This window comes from Undibacterium sp. WLX3042 (assembly GCF_049544825.1).
Taxonomy (GTDB): Bacteria; Pseudomonadota; Gammaproteobacteria; order Burkholderiales; family Burkholderiaceae_D; genus Undibacterium.
In genome coordinates this window covers 2,013,714-2,028,892 of the sequence record NZ_CP186698.1, presented here as the reverse complement: position 1 = coordinate 2,028,892, position 15,179 = coordinate 2,013,714, and the positions used below count along the sequence as shown (strand labels likewise).

Annotated in this window: 15 protein-coding genes and 2 tRNA genes; 6 read left to right on the top strand and 11 right to left on the bottom strand. The window is 47.4% G+C overall.

Annotation, left to right across the window (positions count from 1 at the left end):
- Positions 1 to 104: 104 nt before the first annotated feature.
- From ACPAOP_RS09175 to ACPAOP_RS09165, 3 genes are read left to right on the top strand one after another with little or no spacing between them, the layout of a single operon-like run.
- Complete coding sequence (locus tag ACPAOP_RS09175) at positions 105 to 1,256, top strand: ATP phosphoribosyltransferase regulatory subunit (RefSeq protein WP_423682066.1); 1,152 nt, start codon at positions 105 to 107, stop codon at positions 1,254 to 1,256.
- A gap of 3 nt (positions 1,257 to 1,259) precedes the next feature.
- Positions 1,260 to 2,573, top strand: coding sequence for an adenylosuccinate synthase (locus ACPAOP_RS09170; protein ID WP_423707744.1), 1,314 nt, complete (start codon positions 1,260 to 1,262; stop codon positions 2,571 to 2,573).
- Between the two features lie 13 nt (positions 2,574 to 2,586).
- Positions 2,587 to 3,129 (top strand): phosphoribosyltransferase, encoded by a 543-nt coding sequence (locus ACPAOP_RS09165; protein ID WP_423682069.1) that lies wholly within the window; start codon positions 2,587 to 2,589, stop codon positions 3,127 to 3,129.
- Positions 3,130 to 3,254: 125 nt separating this feature from the next.
- On the opposite strand, the gene ACPAOP_RS09160 is transcribed toward ACPAOP_RS09165, so the two are convergent.
- Positions 3,255 to 3,339, bottom strand: a tRNA-Leu gene (locus ACPAOP_RS09160).
- A 150-nt stretch (positions 3,340 to 3,489) separates the two neighbouring features.
- Positions 3,490 to 3,574, bottom strand: a tRNA-Leu gene (locus ACPAOP_RS09155).
- 152 nt (positions 3,575 to 3,726) lie between these two features.
- Between ACPAOP_RS09155 and rnr the strand changes: the two genes are divergently transcribed.
- From rnr to cysE, 3 genes are all read left to right on the top strand, one after another.
- On the top strand, positions 3,727 to 6,198 hold the full coding sequence (rnr, locus tag ACPAOP_RS09150; protein WP_423707742.1) for a ribonuclease R: 2,472 nt from the start codon (positions 3,727 to 3,729) through the stop codon (positions 6,196 to 6,198).
- Between the two features lie 21 nt (positions 6,199 to 6,219).
- Positions 6,220 to 6,963: a 23S rRNA (guanosine(2251)-2'-O)-methyltransferase RlmB gene (gene rlmB, locus ACPAOP_RS09145; RefSeq protein ID WP_423682071.1), complete on the top strand. Its 744-nt coding sequence runs from the start codon at positions 6,220 to 6,222 to the stop codon at positions 6,961 to 6,963.
- A gap of 93 nt (positions 6,964 to 7,056) precedes the next feature.
- On the top strand, positions 7,057 to 7,797 hold the full coding sequence (gene cysE, locus ACPAOP_RS09140; RefSeq protein ID WP_423707740.1) for a serine O-acetyltransferase: 741 nt from the start codon (positions 7,057 to 7,059) through the stop codon (positions 7,795 to 7,797).
- Positions 7,798 to 7,799: 2 nt separating this feature from the next.
- Here cysE and ACPAOP_RS09135 read toward each other — a convergent pair whose 3' ends face one another.
- From ACPAOP_RS09135 to ACPAOP_RS09095, 9 genes are all read right to left on the bottom strand, one after another.
- Complete coding sequence (locus ACPAOP_RS09135) at positions 7,800 to 9,329, bottom strand: NAD(P)H-hydrate dehydratase (RefSeq protein WP_423707739.1); 1,530 nt, start codon at positions 9,327 to 9,329, stop codon at positions 7,800 to 7,802.
- Positions 9,330 to 9,345: 16 nt separating this feature from the next.
- Positions 9,346 to 10,167 (bottom strand): flagellar biosynthetic protein FliR, encoded by an 822-nt coding sequence (fliR, locus tag ACPAOP_RS09130; protein WP_423682074.1) that lies wholly within the window; start codon positions 10,165 to 10,167, stop codon positions 9,346 to 9,348.
- A gap of 10 nt (positions 10,168 to 10,177) precedes the next feature.
- Positions 10,178 to 10,447, bottom strand: a complete 270-nt coding sequence (fliQ, locus tag ACPAOP_RS09125) for a flagellar biosynthesis protein FliQ (RefSeq protein WP_186883524.1) — start codon at positions 10,445 to 10,447, stop codon at positions 10,178 to 10,180.
- A gap of 8 nt (positions 10,448 to 10,455) precedes the next feature.
- Entirely contained in the window at positions 10,456 to 11,223 is a 768-nt protein-coding gene (gene fliP, locus ACPAOP_RS09120) for a flagellar type III secretion system pore protein FliP (protein WP_423682280.1), read from the bottom strand.
- 7 nt (positions 11,224 to 11,230) lie between these two features.
- On the bottom strand, positions 11,231 to 11,665 hold the full coding sequence (gene fliO, locus ACPAOP_RS09115; RefSeq protein ID WP_423707737.1) for a flagellar biosynthetic protein FliO: 435 nt from the start codon (positions 11,663 to 11,665) through the stop codon (positions 11,231 to 11,233).
- Positions 11,665 to 12,105: a flagellar motor switch protein FliN gene (gene fliN / locus ACPAOP_RS09110; RefSeq protein ID WP_423682077.1), complete on the bottom strand. Its 441-nt coding sequence runs from the start codon at positions 12,103 to 12,105 to the stop codon at positions 11,665 to 11,667. Before fliN ends, fliO begins: the two co-directional genes overlap by 1 nt.
- A complete protein-coding gene (fliM, locus tag ACPAOP_RS09105) occupies positions 12,098 to 13,102 on the bottom strand; it encodes a flagellar motor switch protein FliM (RefSeq protein WP_423682078.1) in 1,005 nt (334 codons plus the stop codon). Before fliM ends, fliN begins: the two co-directional genes overlap by 8 nt.
- A 4-nt stretch (positions 13,103 to 13,106) precedes the next feature.
- Positions 13,107 to 13,610, bottom strand: a complete 504-nt coding sequence (fliL, locus tag ACPAOP_RS09100; RefSeq protein WP_423682079.1) for a flagellar basal body-associated protein FliL — start codon at positions 13,608 to 13,610, stop codon at positions 13,107 to 13,109.
- A 213-nt stretch (positions 13,611 to 13,823) separates the two neighbouring features.
- Positions 13,824 to 15,161 carry a flagellar hook-length control protein FliK gene (locus ACPAOP_RS09095; RefSeq protein WP_423707736.1) on the bottom strand — a complete coding sequence of 446 codons (1,338 nt, stop codon included), beginning with the start codon at positions 15,159 to 15,161 and terminating at the stop codon, positions 13,824 to 13,826.
- Between the last annotated feature and the right edge of the window lie 18 nt (positions 15,162 to 15,179).

Below are 15,179 nucleotides of genomic sequence, written 5' to 3'. Positions count from 1 at the left end.
ATTCTGATTAAACAGCGATCTGCGTCATTTGGGCGCAGATCGCTGTTTGCCGGATGAGTACTATAAAGTTCAAACTTTCTTTTTTTAATTTTTGATTGTTTTTCATGCCTAACTGGCTCTTACCTGAAAATATTGCTGACGTCTTGCCCTCCGAGGCTCGCAAGATAGAAGATTTGCGACGTGTTTTTCTCGATCATTTCCGTTTGTATGGTTATGAATTAGTCATGCCTCCGTTGCTGGAGTATATTGAGTCTCTTCTGACTGGCGCTGGTCAGGATATGAACTTACGCACATTCAAACTCGTTGATCAGATGTCTGGCCGTACGATGGGGGTTCGTGCAGATATGACGACCCAGGTTGCGCGCATTGATGCCCATCTTTTAAACCGCAGTTCGGTAACCCGTCTTTGCTACGCCGGTAACGTATTACACACAAAGCCATCCGGTTTACATGCAACACGGGAGCCAATCCAGATTGGTGCTGAAATATACGGACACGCAGGACTTGAGGCTGATGCCGAGATCCAGGAGCTGGTACTTGCGTGTTTGAGGTTGGCTGGCATTGAGCAAGTACGTCTGGATTTGTGCCACGTAGGAGTGTTGCGCGCCATACTGGAAACGGATCCGCTAGCTAAGCAGCAAGAGAACGTTCTGTTTGCTTTGCTGGAATCTAAAGATATTCCAAGTTTAAAAAATATCAGTGAAGGTTTTTCTCCTGAGGTCAAGCAGGCTTTGCTGGTTTTGCCGACTTTATATGGTGATGTGTCTGTGATCGGCCGGGCGCGACAAGAACTGCCGAACTTGGGCGGCGTTATATCTGCACTTTCTGAGCTCGAGTACCTCGCTAATCTGGTTGGTAACGATAAGGTGACGATCGATCTCGCCGATCTGCGAGGCTATCACTATCACAGTGGCGTTATGTTCAGCGCGTTCGTTCCGGGTTTGCCAAATGCCGTTGCACGTGGCGGGCGTTATGATCATGTTGGTGAGGCTTTCGGTCGTTCCAGGCCCGCAACAGGTTTCTCTTTGGATTTGCGTGAGCTTGCGCGTCTGATGCCGGTTGCAGAGAGAAAAGGGGCGATCCGCGCCCCCTGGAGCCGTGACGCAGGATTATTGCTGAAAATAGCGGCGTTACGCAGTGATGGTGAAGTAGTGATTCAAAGCCTCCCGGGACACGAGAATGAACAAGACGAGTTTGACTGCAATCGCGTAGTCGTATTCGATGGTAAACAATGGATTCTTCAAAATGTAGGTTGAGTAATGTCAAACAATAAAATTGCGAAAAATGTCGTCGTCATTGGTACTCAGTGGGGCGATGAGGGTAAGGGAAAAATTGTTGACTGGCTGACAGATCATGCCCAGGGAGTGGTGCGGTTTCAAGGCGGTCACAATGCCGGTCACACGCTGGTGATTGGTGGGCAAAAGACGGCGCTGCAATTAATTCCCTCCGGAATTATGCGTGAAGGAACGGCTTGCTATATCGGTAATGGCGTAGTCTTGTCTGTTCCTGATCTTTTGCGTGAGATTGATAAATTGCAGGCAAACGGTGTGGAGGTTGTTTCCCGTCTCAAAATCTCTGAGGCATGCCCGGTTATTCTTCCTTACCATGCTGCGCTGGATGCGGCTCGTGAAGCAGCTCGCGGTGCCGCAAAAATTGGTACCACGGGTAAGGGAATTGGTCCTGCCTATGAAGATAAGGTTGCTCGTCGTGCAATCCGCGTCGCTGATTTATTAAATGCCGAGCGTTTTGCCGAGAAGTTGAAGGAAAATCTGGATTATCACAATTTTGTGTTAACGAATTATCTTAAGGCGCCAGCGGTTGATTATCAAAAGACACTGGATGATACGCTCGCTTTGGTGCCTCGGATTCGTCCTATGGTTACTGACGTTTCCAGTGCTTTGTATGCTGCTCATAAGGCTGGTGCAAGCCTGCTGTTTGAGGGAGCGCAAGGGAGCTTGCTAGACGTCGATCACGGCACTTATCCTTTTGTTACATCCAGTAATTGTGTTGCTGGTAATGCTGCTGCGGGTACCGGTGTTGGCCCGAACATGCTGCATTACATCCTCGGTATAACTAAGGCCTATACGACGCGCGTTGGTTCCGGTCCTTTCCCTTCTGAGTTGCCGACGGATCAGGGGGTAGGACAGCATTTGGCGAGTGTAGGGCATGAATTTGGTACGGTGACTGGGCGCGCGCGCCGTTGCGGTTGGTTTGATGCGGCATTGCTGAAGCGGTCTGTGCAAATTAATGGTGTGTCCGGTATGTGCCTGACCAAGCTTGATGTATTGGATGGTGTTGAAACGTTGAAGTTGTGTACTGGTTATAAGCTGGGTGGAAAAATCGTTGATATTTTCCCAGTTGGCGCAGAAGAGGCGGCAATGTGCGAGGCGATTTACGAAGAAATGCCTGGCTGGTCAGAGTCGACGGTCGGTGCAAAGAGTATGGAAGCCTTACCTGAGAATGCCCGCAACTACATTAAGCGCATCGAGGCACTTGTCGGAGTGCCTGTAGATATGGTCTCTACCGGTCCTGACCGTGAAGAGACTATCGTATTACGCCATCCGTTTATCTAAAGGAAAAATAAAAATGAATACACCTGCTTCTACGGATAAAGATCTATGGGTCTCCTGGGATGCCTACCATCGCTCTATTGAGCAATTGGCTCTCAAAGTGCATGAGTCTGGTTGGAAATTTGACCAGGTTTTGTGTCTTGCCCGTGGTGGTCTGCGACCTGGGGATATTTTTTCCAGAATTTTCGACGTTCCTTTGGCGATTCTTTCGACGAGTTCTTATCGAGAGGATGCGGGTACTGTGCAGGGCTCTCTGGATATCGGTAAGTATATTTCGATGACTAAAGGTTCTTTGCAGGGACGCGTTCTGGTTGTCGATGATCTGGTTGACTCTGGCGTGACACTTGAGCGTGTTCTGCATCACTTACGTGAAAATTTCCCAGCAGTGACTGATGTTAAGTCGGCCGTGATTTGGTACAAAGCGTGTTCTTCGGTGGCACCTGATTTTCATCTTGATTATCTTGCGACAAACCCATGGATCCATCAACCATTTGAAGAATATGACAGTATCAGGCCGCATCAATTGAATGCCTGGCTGAAAAAAGGCGAGACTGCCTAATTTCATAAATAAAAAACGGGAGCGATGCTCCCGTTTTTTATTTGCCAGATTTTGCTCAGCTGATGATTGAAGTTTTTTCTGGAAAAGAAAAAGCCCGTTGATAAAATCAACGGGCTTTCAGTATTTGGTGCCCACGGAGGGACTCGAACCCCCACACCTTGCGGCACATGGACCTGAACCATGCGCGTCTACCAATTCCGCCACGTGGGCGACAGAAGGCGTTATTATAGAGCAACCGCGATTAATTTGCTATGCCTTCAATTAAAATTTTGAATTAGTTTTTGTGTTCGCATATGTGCGATGAAAATCGCTCTTGGAATGAAGAAAGCCCGTTGATAAAATCAACGGGCTTTCAGTATTTGGTGCCCACGGAGGGACTCGAACCCCCACACCTTGCGGCACATGGACCTGAACCATGCGCGTCTACCAATTCCGCCACGTGGGCGACAGAAGGCGCTTATTATAGATTATTTCTGGATTAAGTCAAGAACCTGGTCTGCTTAACAATCGTTAGCTAAATAACGTGCGCTCCGGTAAACTGCACAGATGTCTTGTATATTCGGGGCATGATTTAACTTTTATAGAAATTGACAACATTTGAACAAGCATTTATACACAATTCCGAGTCGCGAAGATATTTTAGGTGTTTTGCGTACAACTAAAGTAAAGCTGACAGCAAATGCTATTGCAGCCAGGCTGGGTGTAAAAACCGAGGAGCTTGATGGTATGACGCGACGATTAAACGCGATGGAGCGTGATGGTCAGATTGCATCGGATAAGTCCGGGCATTTCGTGCTGGCGAATCAGGACAACTTTATTTCTGGTAAGGTCAGCAGCCATCGGGACGGTTACGGCTTCCTGATTCCTGATGATGGCAGCGAAGATTTATTTTTGCCGGAACGGGAAATGCAGAAGGTATTGCACGGTGATCGTGTGACTGCGAGAGTTACCGGCACCGACAGGCGCGGGCGGCTGGAGGGTAGTATCGTTGAGATACTGGAGCGTGCTAATACGCATGTTATTGGTCGCTTATTAAATGAAAATGGTGTTTGGATTGTTGCACCGGAGGATAAACGTTATAGCCAGGATATTTTGCTCGCAGGTTCACCCGGTAAAGCGAAGGCCGGGCAGGTAGTCAGTATAGAGTTGACTGAGCAACCCACCCGTTACGCACAAGCAGTCGGGAAAATTGTCGAGATTCTGGGGGATATCGACGACCCTGGAATGGAGATAGAAATTGCCGTCAGAAAATTTGGTGTTCCTCACGAGTTTTCGGATGCTGCAAAAAAAATGGCAGCAAAATTGCCATCTGAAGTGCAGGCTAAAGACCTGGAAAACAGAGTTGATCTGCGTGACATTCCACTGGTTACGATTGATGGTGAAGATGCGCGTGACTTTGATGACGCGGTTTACTGTGAACCAGTAAAGATCGGGCGCGCCAATGGCCATCGTCTAATAGTTGCTATTGCTGACGTCAGCCACTATGTGACACCGAATGATGCACTGGATGAAGATGCGCTGTTGCGCAGCACATCCGTTTATTTCCCGCGTCGCGTAATTCCGATGTTGCCTGAAAAACTGTCGAACGGATTGTGCTCATTGAATCCCGATGTGGATAGGCTGACGCTGGTATGCGATATGGTGATCACGCAAGACGGTGAGATTAAGGCTTATCAGTTTTATCCGGCGGTAATTCACTCGGCAGCACGGTTTACCTATACTGAAGTAGCTGAAATTCTCGGGAATACGAAAGGAACAGCTGCCGCCAAGCGTATGTTGTTGGTGCCACACCTGAGTAACTTATACGCCGTGTTTCAGTCCTTGTTGAGAGCCCGTCAGGCGCGTGGTGCGATTGATTTTGAAACCACGGAAACGTACATTATCTGTAATGCCGCGGGCAAGATAGAAAAAATCGTTCCACGCACAAGAAATGACGCACATAAGTTGATCGAAGAATGTATGTTGGCCGCCAACGTATGTGCCGCGAATTTGCTTGAAACCTACAAACACCCCGGTACCTACCGGATACATGCTGGTCCTACCAAGGAAAAGCTTACTCAGGTCAGAAATTTTCTGAAACAGGTCGGTTTATTTCTTGGTGGTGGTGACAGCCCAACTGCATCTGATTATGCAGCGTTGCTGGAGAGGGTTAAAGGACGTCCAGACGCACAACTATTGCAGACGATGTTGCTGCGTTCCATGCAGCAAGCGGTATATAGTCCTGACAATATAGGCCATTTTGGCTTGTCTTATGAGGCGTATGCACATTTCACCAGTCCTATCAGACGTTATCCGGATCTGCTGACGCACAGAGCCATCAAGGCTGTTTTGCAAGGAAAGGTTTACGAACCAAAGGGCATTAACCTTAGTTTGTTGAACACTACAGTTTCAAATGCTGCGCGTAAGCAGCAGGCAGCAGATAAAGCCGCGGGTAAAAAGAAGGCTGAGAAAGATCTCACGATCTGGGACGCGTTGGGAACACATTGCTCTGCAAACGAACGTCGCGCCGACGAAGCATCCAGGGACGTAGAAGCATGGTTGAAATGCTACTTCATTAAAAACAAACTTGGTGAAGAGTTTACGGGCACGATTACCGGCGTGACACAATTCGGTATTTTTGTTCAGTTAGACGATATTTTCATCGAAGGCCTGGTCCATATTACCGAGCTAGGTGCTGATTACTTCCAGTTCGACGAAGCCAGACACGAATTGCGCGGAGAGCGCACTGGGAAGCGTTATCAATTGACCGATAAAGTAAAGGTGCTGGTAAGCCGGGTAGATCTTGATGCCCGTAAAATTGATTTGAGCCTGGTTCAAAATGTTTCCGCTAATGCTGCTGTTAGTCGCGGATCTGGAGCTGACAAAAAAAGAAATGCTTCTTCGTTCCCTGTGCCTGCTGGAAAAGTAGTTTCTGGCGCAAGACGGGGATCAGTCATTGAGTCTATGGAATTTGAGCGTCCGTCAGGCTCTCGCCCTGCAAAGTCGTCTAAAAAATCCCTTGTTACCGGTAAAAATAAATCGCCGTCCCACGGTAAATCTGTAGGGAAAACGGCAAAAAAAAGACGTTAAGTTAATTTAGTAAAGAGCAATATGAAAAGTAAAATGATTTTTGGTTTCCACGCGGTGACTTCACGTATTCGTCACGAAGCATCGTCTGTGGAAGAAATTTATGTTGACTCCGGACGCAGTGACCGGCGCATGCAGGAGCTTTTGCATGCGGCTAAATCTGCGGGAATCCGTATCATCCCTGCAGACGATCAGCGTTTATCTAACATCGTTGGTACCCGTCGCCATCAAGGTGTCGTCGCGAAGGCAGGTGAGTTATCTCTGGCACGGAATCTTGATGAGTTATTGGATGCAATTGATGGTCCGCCATTACTGCTGGTGCTTGATGGCATCACTGACCCACATAATCTGGGGGCATGTTTGCGTGTTGCTGATGGTGTCGGCGCGCATGCCGTAATTGCACCAAAAGACCGTGCGGTAGGATTGAATGCGACAGCAGCAAAAGTAGCCAGCGGTGCCGCAGAAACCGTACCTTATATCACCGTGACCAATCTGGCCCGCACATTAAGAGAACTGAAAGAACGGGACATTTTGCTGGTGGGAACATCGGATGACGTGGATCAGACAATCTACGATGTGAATTTCACAGGTGGCAGCGCTCTGGTGATGGGTTCTGAAGGTGAGGGGATGCGCAGACTGACGAGAGAAACCTGCGACGTTCTGGTCAGTATTCCCATGCTCGGTTCTGTTGAGAGCCTGAATGTTTCCGTTGCGTCCGGTGTTTGTTTATATGAAGCGCGGCGCCAGCGTTTAAGTAAATCAGTTTGAATGCCGACTGATACTCGATGTTTTTAAGTGCGCTTCGGCGCACTTTTTCTGAATAAGCTACTATCCTAGCCTGTCTATTTTTTGCACCGTCACATGTTCAGTCATTTTCGTGAAGATATTGCCAGCATTATTAAGAAAGATCCGGCCGCTCGGAATGCATGGGAGGTGATGACTTGTTACCCCGGTTTTCAGGCGATTGTGATGCATCGCTGGGCAAATTGGTGCTGGGTTCATGGACTCAAGTGGTTGGGACGTTTCATCTCTTATATTGCGCGCGTGATTACCGGCATTGAAATTCATCCCGGTTCTACCATCGGTCGCCGGGTGTTTATCGATCATGGTTTCGGCGTTGTCATCGGTGAGACTGCAGAAATTGGTGATGACTGTACGATTTATCAGGGCGTGACTTTAGGCGGAACATCTTTATCACGCGGCGCAAAGCGGCATCCAACCCTTGAAGCCGGTGTCATTGTCGGTGCAGGAGCCAAGGTGTTGGGGAGTTTTACGATAGGTGCCGGAGCAAAAATCGGTTCTAACTCTGTTGTGCTGAAGCCTGTTCCTGCGGGGGCAACTGCGGTGGGTAATCCTGCGCATATCGTCAAAAAAGAACCCAGTGCAAATGATACGGTCACCGATAGTTTGTTTTCAGCCTATGGCGTTACGCAGAGCAGTGACGATCCGATTTCTAAAGTGTTACATAAGTTGATTGATCACGCGGTGTCGCAACAAGAACAAATTGAAAAATTAACCGCTGCGATTTCTTGTGCCGGGATTGTTTGTGAGCAGGCGACTGAAAAATTAAATCCAGAACAAATTAACAGTCTGGTTGAGTAAACCTATACCTGACTATGGCGCGAGTGTACTAGTGAGTTAAGGCCATTCCGGATCTCAACCGGCAATTCGCTGGCACATATTCCCAAAGGACCTGTTCCTTTGCTGACCAGTTTGTCGGCGGCATTACCGTGTATCCATGTCGCCAGTTGAGCAGCATTAAAACAGTGAAATCCTTGCGCTAACAAGGCGCCGCAGAGGCCTGCCAGCACATCTCCAGTGCCGCCAGTTGCCAATCCCGGATTGCCGCTTGTATTGATACGCAAAGAACCATCAGGGCTTGCGATGATGCTGCCGGCGCCTTTCAGGATTACGACTGCGTTGAATCTCGACGATAACTGTTTTGTAGCAGACAAACGGTTTTGCTGAATTTCTTTTACGGTGCTCCCTAGAAGACGGGCTGCTTCTAATGGATGCGGAGTAAGAACAGATGCAGTGGTTCTGTTACTGAGCTTTTTCTGAAGCGCGTTATCTGCTGCGATCAGATTAAGTGCGTCGGCATCAAGTACCAATGGCGTACCTGCGTCTAATATTGCATTCAGAATGTCTCTGGCGGCTTCAGAACTCCCCATGCCCGGGCCCGCAACAACTACCCCTGTTGCATACTCTAAGTCTTTCGCATCCCGGCACATAATTTCCGGGTAAGAAGGGTCGTAACTGATTATTGGCTGAATGAATCCGATAAACACTTTACCCGCACCTGAAAATAGCGCACTTCTCGCAGCGAGTACTCCAGCACCTGTCATGCCGTCGGCACCGCCGATAATGATGACGTTGCCGTAGATTCCCTTATGACTGTTCTGTCTACGTTCAGGCATAACGAACTCGAAACTATTCGGGCAATTTAAAACACAACTGCTAATCGGGTAGATATATTCAGGGAGTTCTAAATGACAAACGATGACTTTGCCCGCGTAGTCTTTACCATCGGCCGTGTGTAACCCAGGTTTGTTTCCTATAAATGTCAGCGTATAGTCCGCACGTATCGCGATGTGCTGCTGACCATGCACCACACCGGTATCTGTATCTAATCCGCTGGGAGTATCGAGTGCCAGTACGAGGATACTATTTTTACTGGACAGGGAATTCAGCCTGACAATGACATCGGCGTAGATACCAGTAATTTCTCTGGTAAGTCCTATGCCGAACAGACCGTCTATGATCAGGCTCCAACTTGTGTTTTGGAGCGCAAGAAACTCTTCAGGTGCAATAATTTTTGCGCCTTTGGTGATCGCGTGTTCAAAACAAAAGTGCGCTTCAGGTAAGTATTTTTGAGGATCAGCGCAAAGCAGAATGCTGACGCTGAATCCGTTTGCAGCTAAATTGGCTGCAGTCTCGCAAGCATCACCTCCATTGTTCCCTGGTCCTGCCACAATCAGAACAGGAGCATCGGTTTGTTTTGATAGGGTCATGGCAAAATCAGCGGCAGCTTTTCCCGCTTTTTGCATCAACGATGTACCAAGGCTTCGCTGATTTCCCAGCGTCTCCAGCTGCCTGATTTGTTCTGAGGAAAAGAGTGTTAAGTAGTCAGGCATTGGTTTATCCGTCACATTATTTGTTGTGGGGAGGTCTTAATTGTGGTGTTGAAGCTGATGTGGCCGATGTTCCTAAAGATTGTATCGTTTCCAAACCTTGCTGAAATAAATTTTCAATCGGCAGCAGAAGATACGGCAATATCAAACCTACCATCAGGAAGCCAACGCCGATCGTGATTGGAAAACCGATACCAAATAAATTTAGTTGAGGCGCGGCACGGGTCAGTATTCCAAGTGCAACGTTAATCACAAGCAGCGCTGCCACAATCGGCAATGCCAGCCTGAGTCCTGTGATGAAAATCTGTTCACCCCAGATCACAAGCTTGTGAACATTGAATCCGCTTTGCAGTGTTGTTGATATCGGTATTGTTTTAAAGCTTTCAATCAATGCGCTGAGTAATGCGAGATGCGCATTTGATGTCAGGAAAATCAAGGTTGCCAGCAATACCAGAAATTGCGCAATAGCAGAGGATCGTCCTTGGCTCAGTGGATCAAAAAAAGTAGCAAAACCCAGTCCCATCGTTAATCCCGATACCTCACCGGCCATTTCGACTGCAGCAAAAACAATGCGTATTACAAACCCCATACCCAGACCGATCACGAGTTGCTGGGCGATGATCATTATCCCCGCGAGCGAGACAGGATCAACATCTGGTTGGACAGAAATTGTAGGTGCAACAATGAGCGCAATCATGACTCCGAGAGCTATTTTAATTTGTACCGGAACCGTGTTATTGCCGAATGGAGGGGTGATGGCAATCATCCCCAGAATTCTCGTCAGAGGCCAGATGAACGACGTGATGAGAGCGATTAACTCATTACTGCCGACGGAAAGCATAGCAGATAGTTTATCCGGCCATCGTTGCGATGCTGGTGAATGCTTGTCTCATGTAATCAGTGAGTATGGTCAGCATCCACGGCCCGGCAATAATCAGCGTGACGAAAATGCCGACCAGCTTTGGAATAAAAGAAAGAGTCGTTTCGTTAATCTGGGTTGCCGCTTGAAAGATACTGACTAACAGACCTATTACCAATGCTACCAGCAGCATAGGTGCTGATACCAGTAAAGTCACTTCAATTGCCTGTCTGCCAAGCATCATTACACTATCGGGGGTCATGTTTGTCCTTAATAAAAGCTTTGCGCCAGAGAACCTATGATTAACTGCCAGCCATCCACTAAAACAAACAGCATGAGTTTGAACGGCAGTGATACGATGGAGGGGGACACCATCATCATACCCATGGACATCAGGACACTGGCTACGACCATATCAATAATCAGAAATGGAATGAAAATAGCGAAGCTGATTTGAAAAGCTGTTTTCAATTCACTGGTAATAAAGGCCGGAATCAATACTCGCAACGATACTTCTTCAGGTCCCTGCAATTGCGGGGTATTGGATAATTTGACGTACAAGGCGAGATCCGCCTGGCGGGTTTGTTTCATCATGAATTGCTTGAGTGGCGCCGCCCCTTTATCCATCGCTTCCATCATGGAAATTTTATTTTCCGCGAAGGGTGTATAGGCTTCTGCATAAATTTTGTCGAAGACAGGCCCCATTACAAATAAGGTTAAGAACAGTGACAGCCCGACCATCACCTGATTCGGCGGTGCAGACTGCGTTCCCAATGCCTGACGTAGCAACGATAAGACAATGATGATGCGGGTAAAACTAGTCATCATCAGCAGCGCCGCAGGGATGAAACTGAGAGCCGTCAGGAATAGCAGTGTTTGTATGCTCAGCGAGTAATTTTGTCCGCCACCCGCAGCAGGAGTGCTCGTAATTGCCTGTAATGCGCCGTTAGACTGAGCGGCAGCAATATCGGGGAAGATGAGCGCGATCAGAACGAGAATCTGACAACAGTAAAGAAGCGAAGAGCGCAGGATTTTCATGCGGAATTTACGTATTTGCGTCAGTCGGTGTGTTGCCACGCTTTTCTATTGTTCGTTGCAGCCACCCCTGAAAAGAGTTGCTATTTGTTGGTATTGCTTGCAATAACGAGTCTTGTTTTGGGAGAGTCGCTAAATTGGTGATATTTGAAGCTGTGACGCCCAGCACCAGCCATTGATCCCCGACTTCAATCACCATGACACGCTCACGGTTCCCTAGATTCAGTCCGGCCAGTACTTTCATCGGTATCTTGTTTCCTGAGATTGCCGGATTAATTCGTTTGAACGCCCAGGCCACCAAAAACATTAAACCGAGAACGAAAAGCAGTGCCAGACTGATTTGGAGCAATCCAGCTCCGGGTGTTAGCGTTGCTGTTTCAGCAGCAAAGGTGTTGCCGGAAACAGCCAGAAAAAATAACGATATGAATTTGCTGTCTGGTTTCATTATTTGTTCAGTTTGCGAATACGTTCTGCTGGCGTGACAATATCGGTCAGACGAATACCGAACTTATCGTTAACGACCACCACTTCACCTTGAGCGATCAGACAGCCATTTACCAGCACATCCATCGGCTCACCAGCCAGGCCGTCGAGCTCTACGACTGAGCCCTGCGCCAGTTGCAGCAGATTTTTAATCGCGATTTTAGTTCTTCCCAGTTCCACCGTCAGTTGTACAGGAATATCGAGAATGAAGTCGATATCATTGTGCGTTTCAGTCGAACTTCCCTTTGCACTGAACTCTTTAAATATCGCTGGGCTTGCTGGTGGTTCAGATTTTTGGTTTGCTGCAGCGGCAGCCGCTGCAGCAGCATCGGCTTTTTCCTGTTCAGCAATCGCTGCGCCCCAATCGTCTTCGCTGATCGGGCTATCGGTATTTTCATCCATGACTTTCTCCTTGTGCTGCTACTTCTTGTACGCTGGAACTGATCAGTTTTTCCACGCGTAACGCATATTGTCCGTTGAATACACCATATTTGCACTCCATCACCGGAGTACCGTCAACCTTGGCAGAGATAACTTCCGGAATATTCAAAGGAATGATGTCTCCCGTTTTCATATTCAGAATATCGCCCAGTGTGACACGGGTTGTGCCTAAATCTGCAACTATTTCCACTTCCGCGATCTGAATCTGTTGCGTCATCAGACGTACCCAGCGTTTGTCCACTTCCAGTGTTTCGCCTTGCAGACTACTGGTCAGAATATCCCTGATAGGCTCAATCGTAGAATAGGGCATGCAAATGTGCATTTCACCACTGACTGGCCCCAATTCTATCGTGAAGGTTGTGGAAACGACTACCTCGTTCGGTGTCGCAATATTGGCAAACTGGGTATTCATTTCGGACCGGATGTATTCAAATTCCACCGGATAAACTGGCTCCCACGACTTTGCATAGGTTTCGAAAATAATTTCCAGAATACGCTGAATAATTCTTTGTTCTGTCTGGGTAAAATCCCGACCCTCAACACGAGTGTGAAAGCGGCCATCACCACCGAACAGATTATCGACCAGAAGAAACACCAGACCAGGGTCAAGTACAACCAGAGAGGTCCCCCTCAGCGGTTTCATGTGCACCAGATTCAGATTGGTTGGTACAACCAGGTTACGGATGAACTCGCTGTATTTGGATACCCTGACCGTACCAACGGAAACTTCTGCACTGCGTCGCAAAAAGTTAAACAGGCCTATGCGTAAGAGTCGCGCAAATCTCTCGTTAATAATTTCCAGAGTCGGCATGCGACCACGAACAATGCGTTCCTGCGTCGCAAGGTTGTAGGGGCGTACACCCGATGTGTCTTCTTGAGACTGAGAGTCATCTTGATCTCCCGTGACGCCTTTTAAAAGGGCATCAACTTCTTCCTGGGAGAGGAAATTATCTGACATAGTGCTATTGAACTACAAAGGAAGTAAAGAAAACGCCATTTACTTTTTGTGGCTCACCTTTCGCAGTAAAAGGTTGATTAACTTTTTCAATGATCTCTTCTACCAGCTTATCTTTACCTTCAGTAGAGAGGATGTCATTGGCATCTTTGCTCGACAAGAGTAAAAGCAGGCGACTGCGTACCTGGGGCATATTTGCTTTAATCAGGGATGACTGATCTTCACCTTCAACCTGAAGCGTCATCGCGATTTGTAAATATTTATCACCACTGTCCGATTGCAGGTTCACCGTAAATGCGTCCAAGGGAAGAAAAACGGGAGCTTTTGCAGGTTCTTCTTTGTGCTCTTTTTCTTTGGAGGCAGATTTTTTTGATAAAAAGAAAGCAGCACCGCCACCGATACCGCCGAGAAGCAGTACTGCGGCTGCAATGATAATAATGAGCTTTTTCTTTGATTTTGCCGGAGCAGCATCGCCCGTTTCGGGCGCTGCTTTAGCAGGTTTTTTTGCCATGTTTTTCCTCTCAAGCAGCGGTGTTTTTCCGCTATTTTTTATATTATCTTCTAAATAAAGCACGGAATAACAGAAGAAAAGACGGGCAAATACCGCTCATCTTTTCGATTCTGAAAAATAATGCGATCAACATATAAAACAGATGCATTATTCCGGTGAAACGCTTTATTTCTTTATTCTACCTGTTTGAGAGACAAGTTTTACAACTAAGCGCTATGCAAAGGTGTCGACTGCGCCAATGCGGGAGATGATTTTGCTTGCCTTTGCATCCGATATCGGTTGATTGCCAATGTGAATATCGTTCGTGTTATTTGAGACAGTCGATGTCGCCCGATTTGCATGTCCGAATTCGCGACTTTGCTGTCCCTGATGGGATGCTTCAGCGTTGACTGAAAAGCCGGATAGCTGAACCCCGGCATCATCCATCATCTGACGCAATTTCGGCAAAGATGCCTCCAATGCATCCCTGACGTCCGGATGGGCCGATATAAATGTTGCATTTGCCTGATCGTTTGTGACATTCAAGACGATTTGCAATGGCCCCAGATCAGGTGGATTCAGCGTTAATTCCGCAGACTGCATGCTTGCGCCAACCATCCAGATTACTTTTTGTCCTACTGCTTTATCCCATGCGGAAGTATTCAACGGAGGTGAAATCTGGTTTGCAGAAACGACACCGGTAATCGTCGCATTCTGCGTGGCGTTCAGCTGTTGTTGTGGCGTAGCTTGCTGGACACTGACCGGGCTGACAGGTTCATCTTTAGGCATGACGAACGCAAGCTTATCAACGGATCGTTCCAATTTTTCGGCAGATAGACTTGTTTTTTGCGCTGCATCCTGTTGAACGCCTGCTTGCAGTTTGACTGGATCGCTTTTTTCAGACTTGACGTTCAATTGATCCGCAAATGAAAGAGGGGTGTCAGATATGGTTTCTTTGCTTTTAACGGGCGACGATGTATCCGTAGTAACGGGTGTCAGCGTCGCAATATTCTCGGTGCCGGTTTCATTATGTGCTGACAGGGCATTGCTCACAATGACGTCAAAAGCTGCTTCTTTTGATGCTTCAGTCGTAGGAAAGGCATTTTTTTCAGTCAATGGTGGTAATGACAATCCACTGGATGTTGCATCTATACCGGCACTTTTATCACTCTTAATGGTGACGTCACCACCAGATTTCGGTAGTGCTGACCTTGAAATGTCATTTAAGGCATTAAAAAGTTGAATCAGTTGTTGATCACTGTCGTTGACATCTTTTTTTTCGGTCTGGTTGTCGTCTTTTTCTGTGTCTTCAGTTTTTTTTGAACCAGTAGTGGCACCGTTTAATTCTTCAGGCGGAGTCGCGGGGTCTTGTTTTGGGGGCTCACTATTTTTTGCAGGTATTTTTCCATTCGTATCCTGTGGCGCTGACGCAGATGTCGCCTTATTGCCGTTGATTTCTTTTTTGAGCAGCTTGTTAAAAGAATTTTCAGCATTCACCACAGGATTGCTCTTGACTGATTTCGTCGCACTATTTGGATTGCTTGGTGCGCTGATAATATTGAGTGTTTGCATAAATTCTGACGTTTTAAG

Excerpts from the sequence above, each read along its gene's own strand:
- ACPAOP_RS09135 (WP_423707739.1), bottom strand. The coding sequence starts at position 9,329 with ATGCCTGACTACTTAACACTCTTTTCCTCAGAACAAATCAGGCAGCTG.
- cysE (WP_423707740.1), top strand. The coding sequence starts at position 7,057 with ATGTTCAGTCATTTTCGTGAAGATATTGCCAGCATTATTAAGAAAGAT.
- ACPAOP_RS09175 (WP_423682066.1), top strand. The coding sequence starts at position 105 with ATGCCTAACTGGCTCTTACCTGAAAATATTGCTGACGTCTTGCCCTCC.
- fliN (WP_423682077.1), bottom strand. The coding sequence starts at position 12,105 with ATGGATGAAAATACCGATAGCCCGATCAGCGAAGACGATTGGGGCGCA.
- fliL (WP_423682079.1), bottom strand. The coding sequence starts at position 13,610 with ATGGCAAAAAAACCTGCTAAAGCAGCGCCCGAAACGGGCGATGCTGCT.
- ACPAOP_RS09170 (WP_423707744.1), top strand. The coding sequence starts at position 1,260 with ATGTCAAACAATAAAATTGCGAAAAATGTCGTCGTCATTGGTACTCAG.
- fliP (WP_423682280.1), bottom strand. The coding sequence starts at position 11,223 with ATGAAAATCCTGCGCTCTTCGCTTCTTTACTGTTGTCAGATTCTCGTT.
- rlmB (WP_423682071.1), top strand. The coding sequence starts at position 6,220 with ATGAAAAGTAAAATGATTTTTGGTTTCCACGCGGTGACTTCACGTATT.
- ACPAOP_RS09165 (WP_423682069.1), top strand. The coding sequence starts at position 2,587 with ATGAATACACCTGCTTCTACGGATAAAGATCTATGGGTCTCCTGGGAT.
- fliQ (WP_186883524.1), bottom strand. The coding sequence starts at position 10,447 with ATGACCCCCGATAGTGTAATGATGCTTGGCAGACAGGCAATTGAAGTG.
- fliO (WP_423707737.1), bottom strand. The coding sequence starts at position 11,665 with ATGAAACCAGACAGCAAATTCATATCGTTATTTTTTCTGGCTGTTTCC.
- fliM (WP_423682078.1), bottom strand. The coding sequence starts at position 13,102 with ATGTCAGATAATTTCCTCTCCCAGGAAGAAGTTGATGCCCTTTTAAAA.
- ACPAOP_RS09095 (WP_423707736.1), bottom strand. The coding sequence starts at position 15,161 with ATGCAAACACTCAATATTATCAGCGCACCAAGCAATCCAAATAGTGCG.
- fliR (WP_423682074.1), bottom strand. The coding sequence starts at position 10,167 with ATGCTTTCCGTCGGCAGTAATGAGTTAATCGCTCTCATCACGTCGTTC.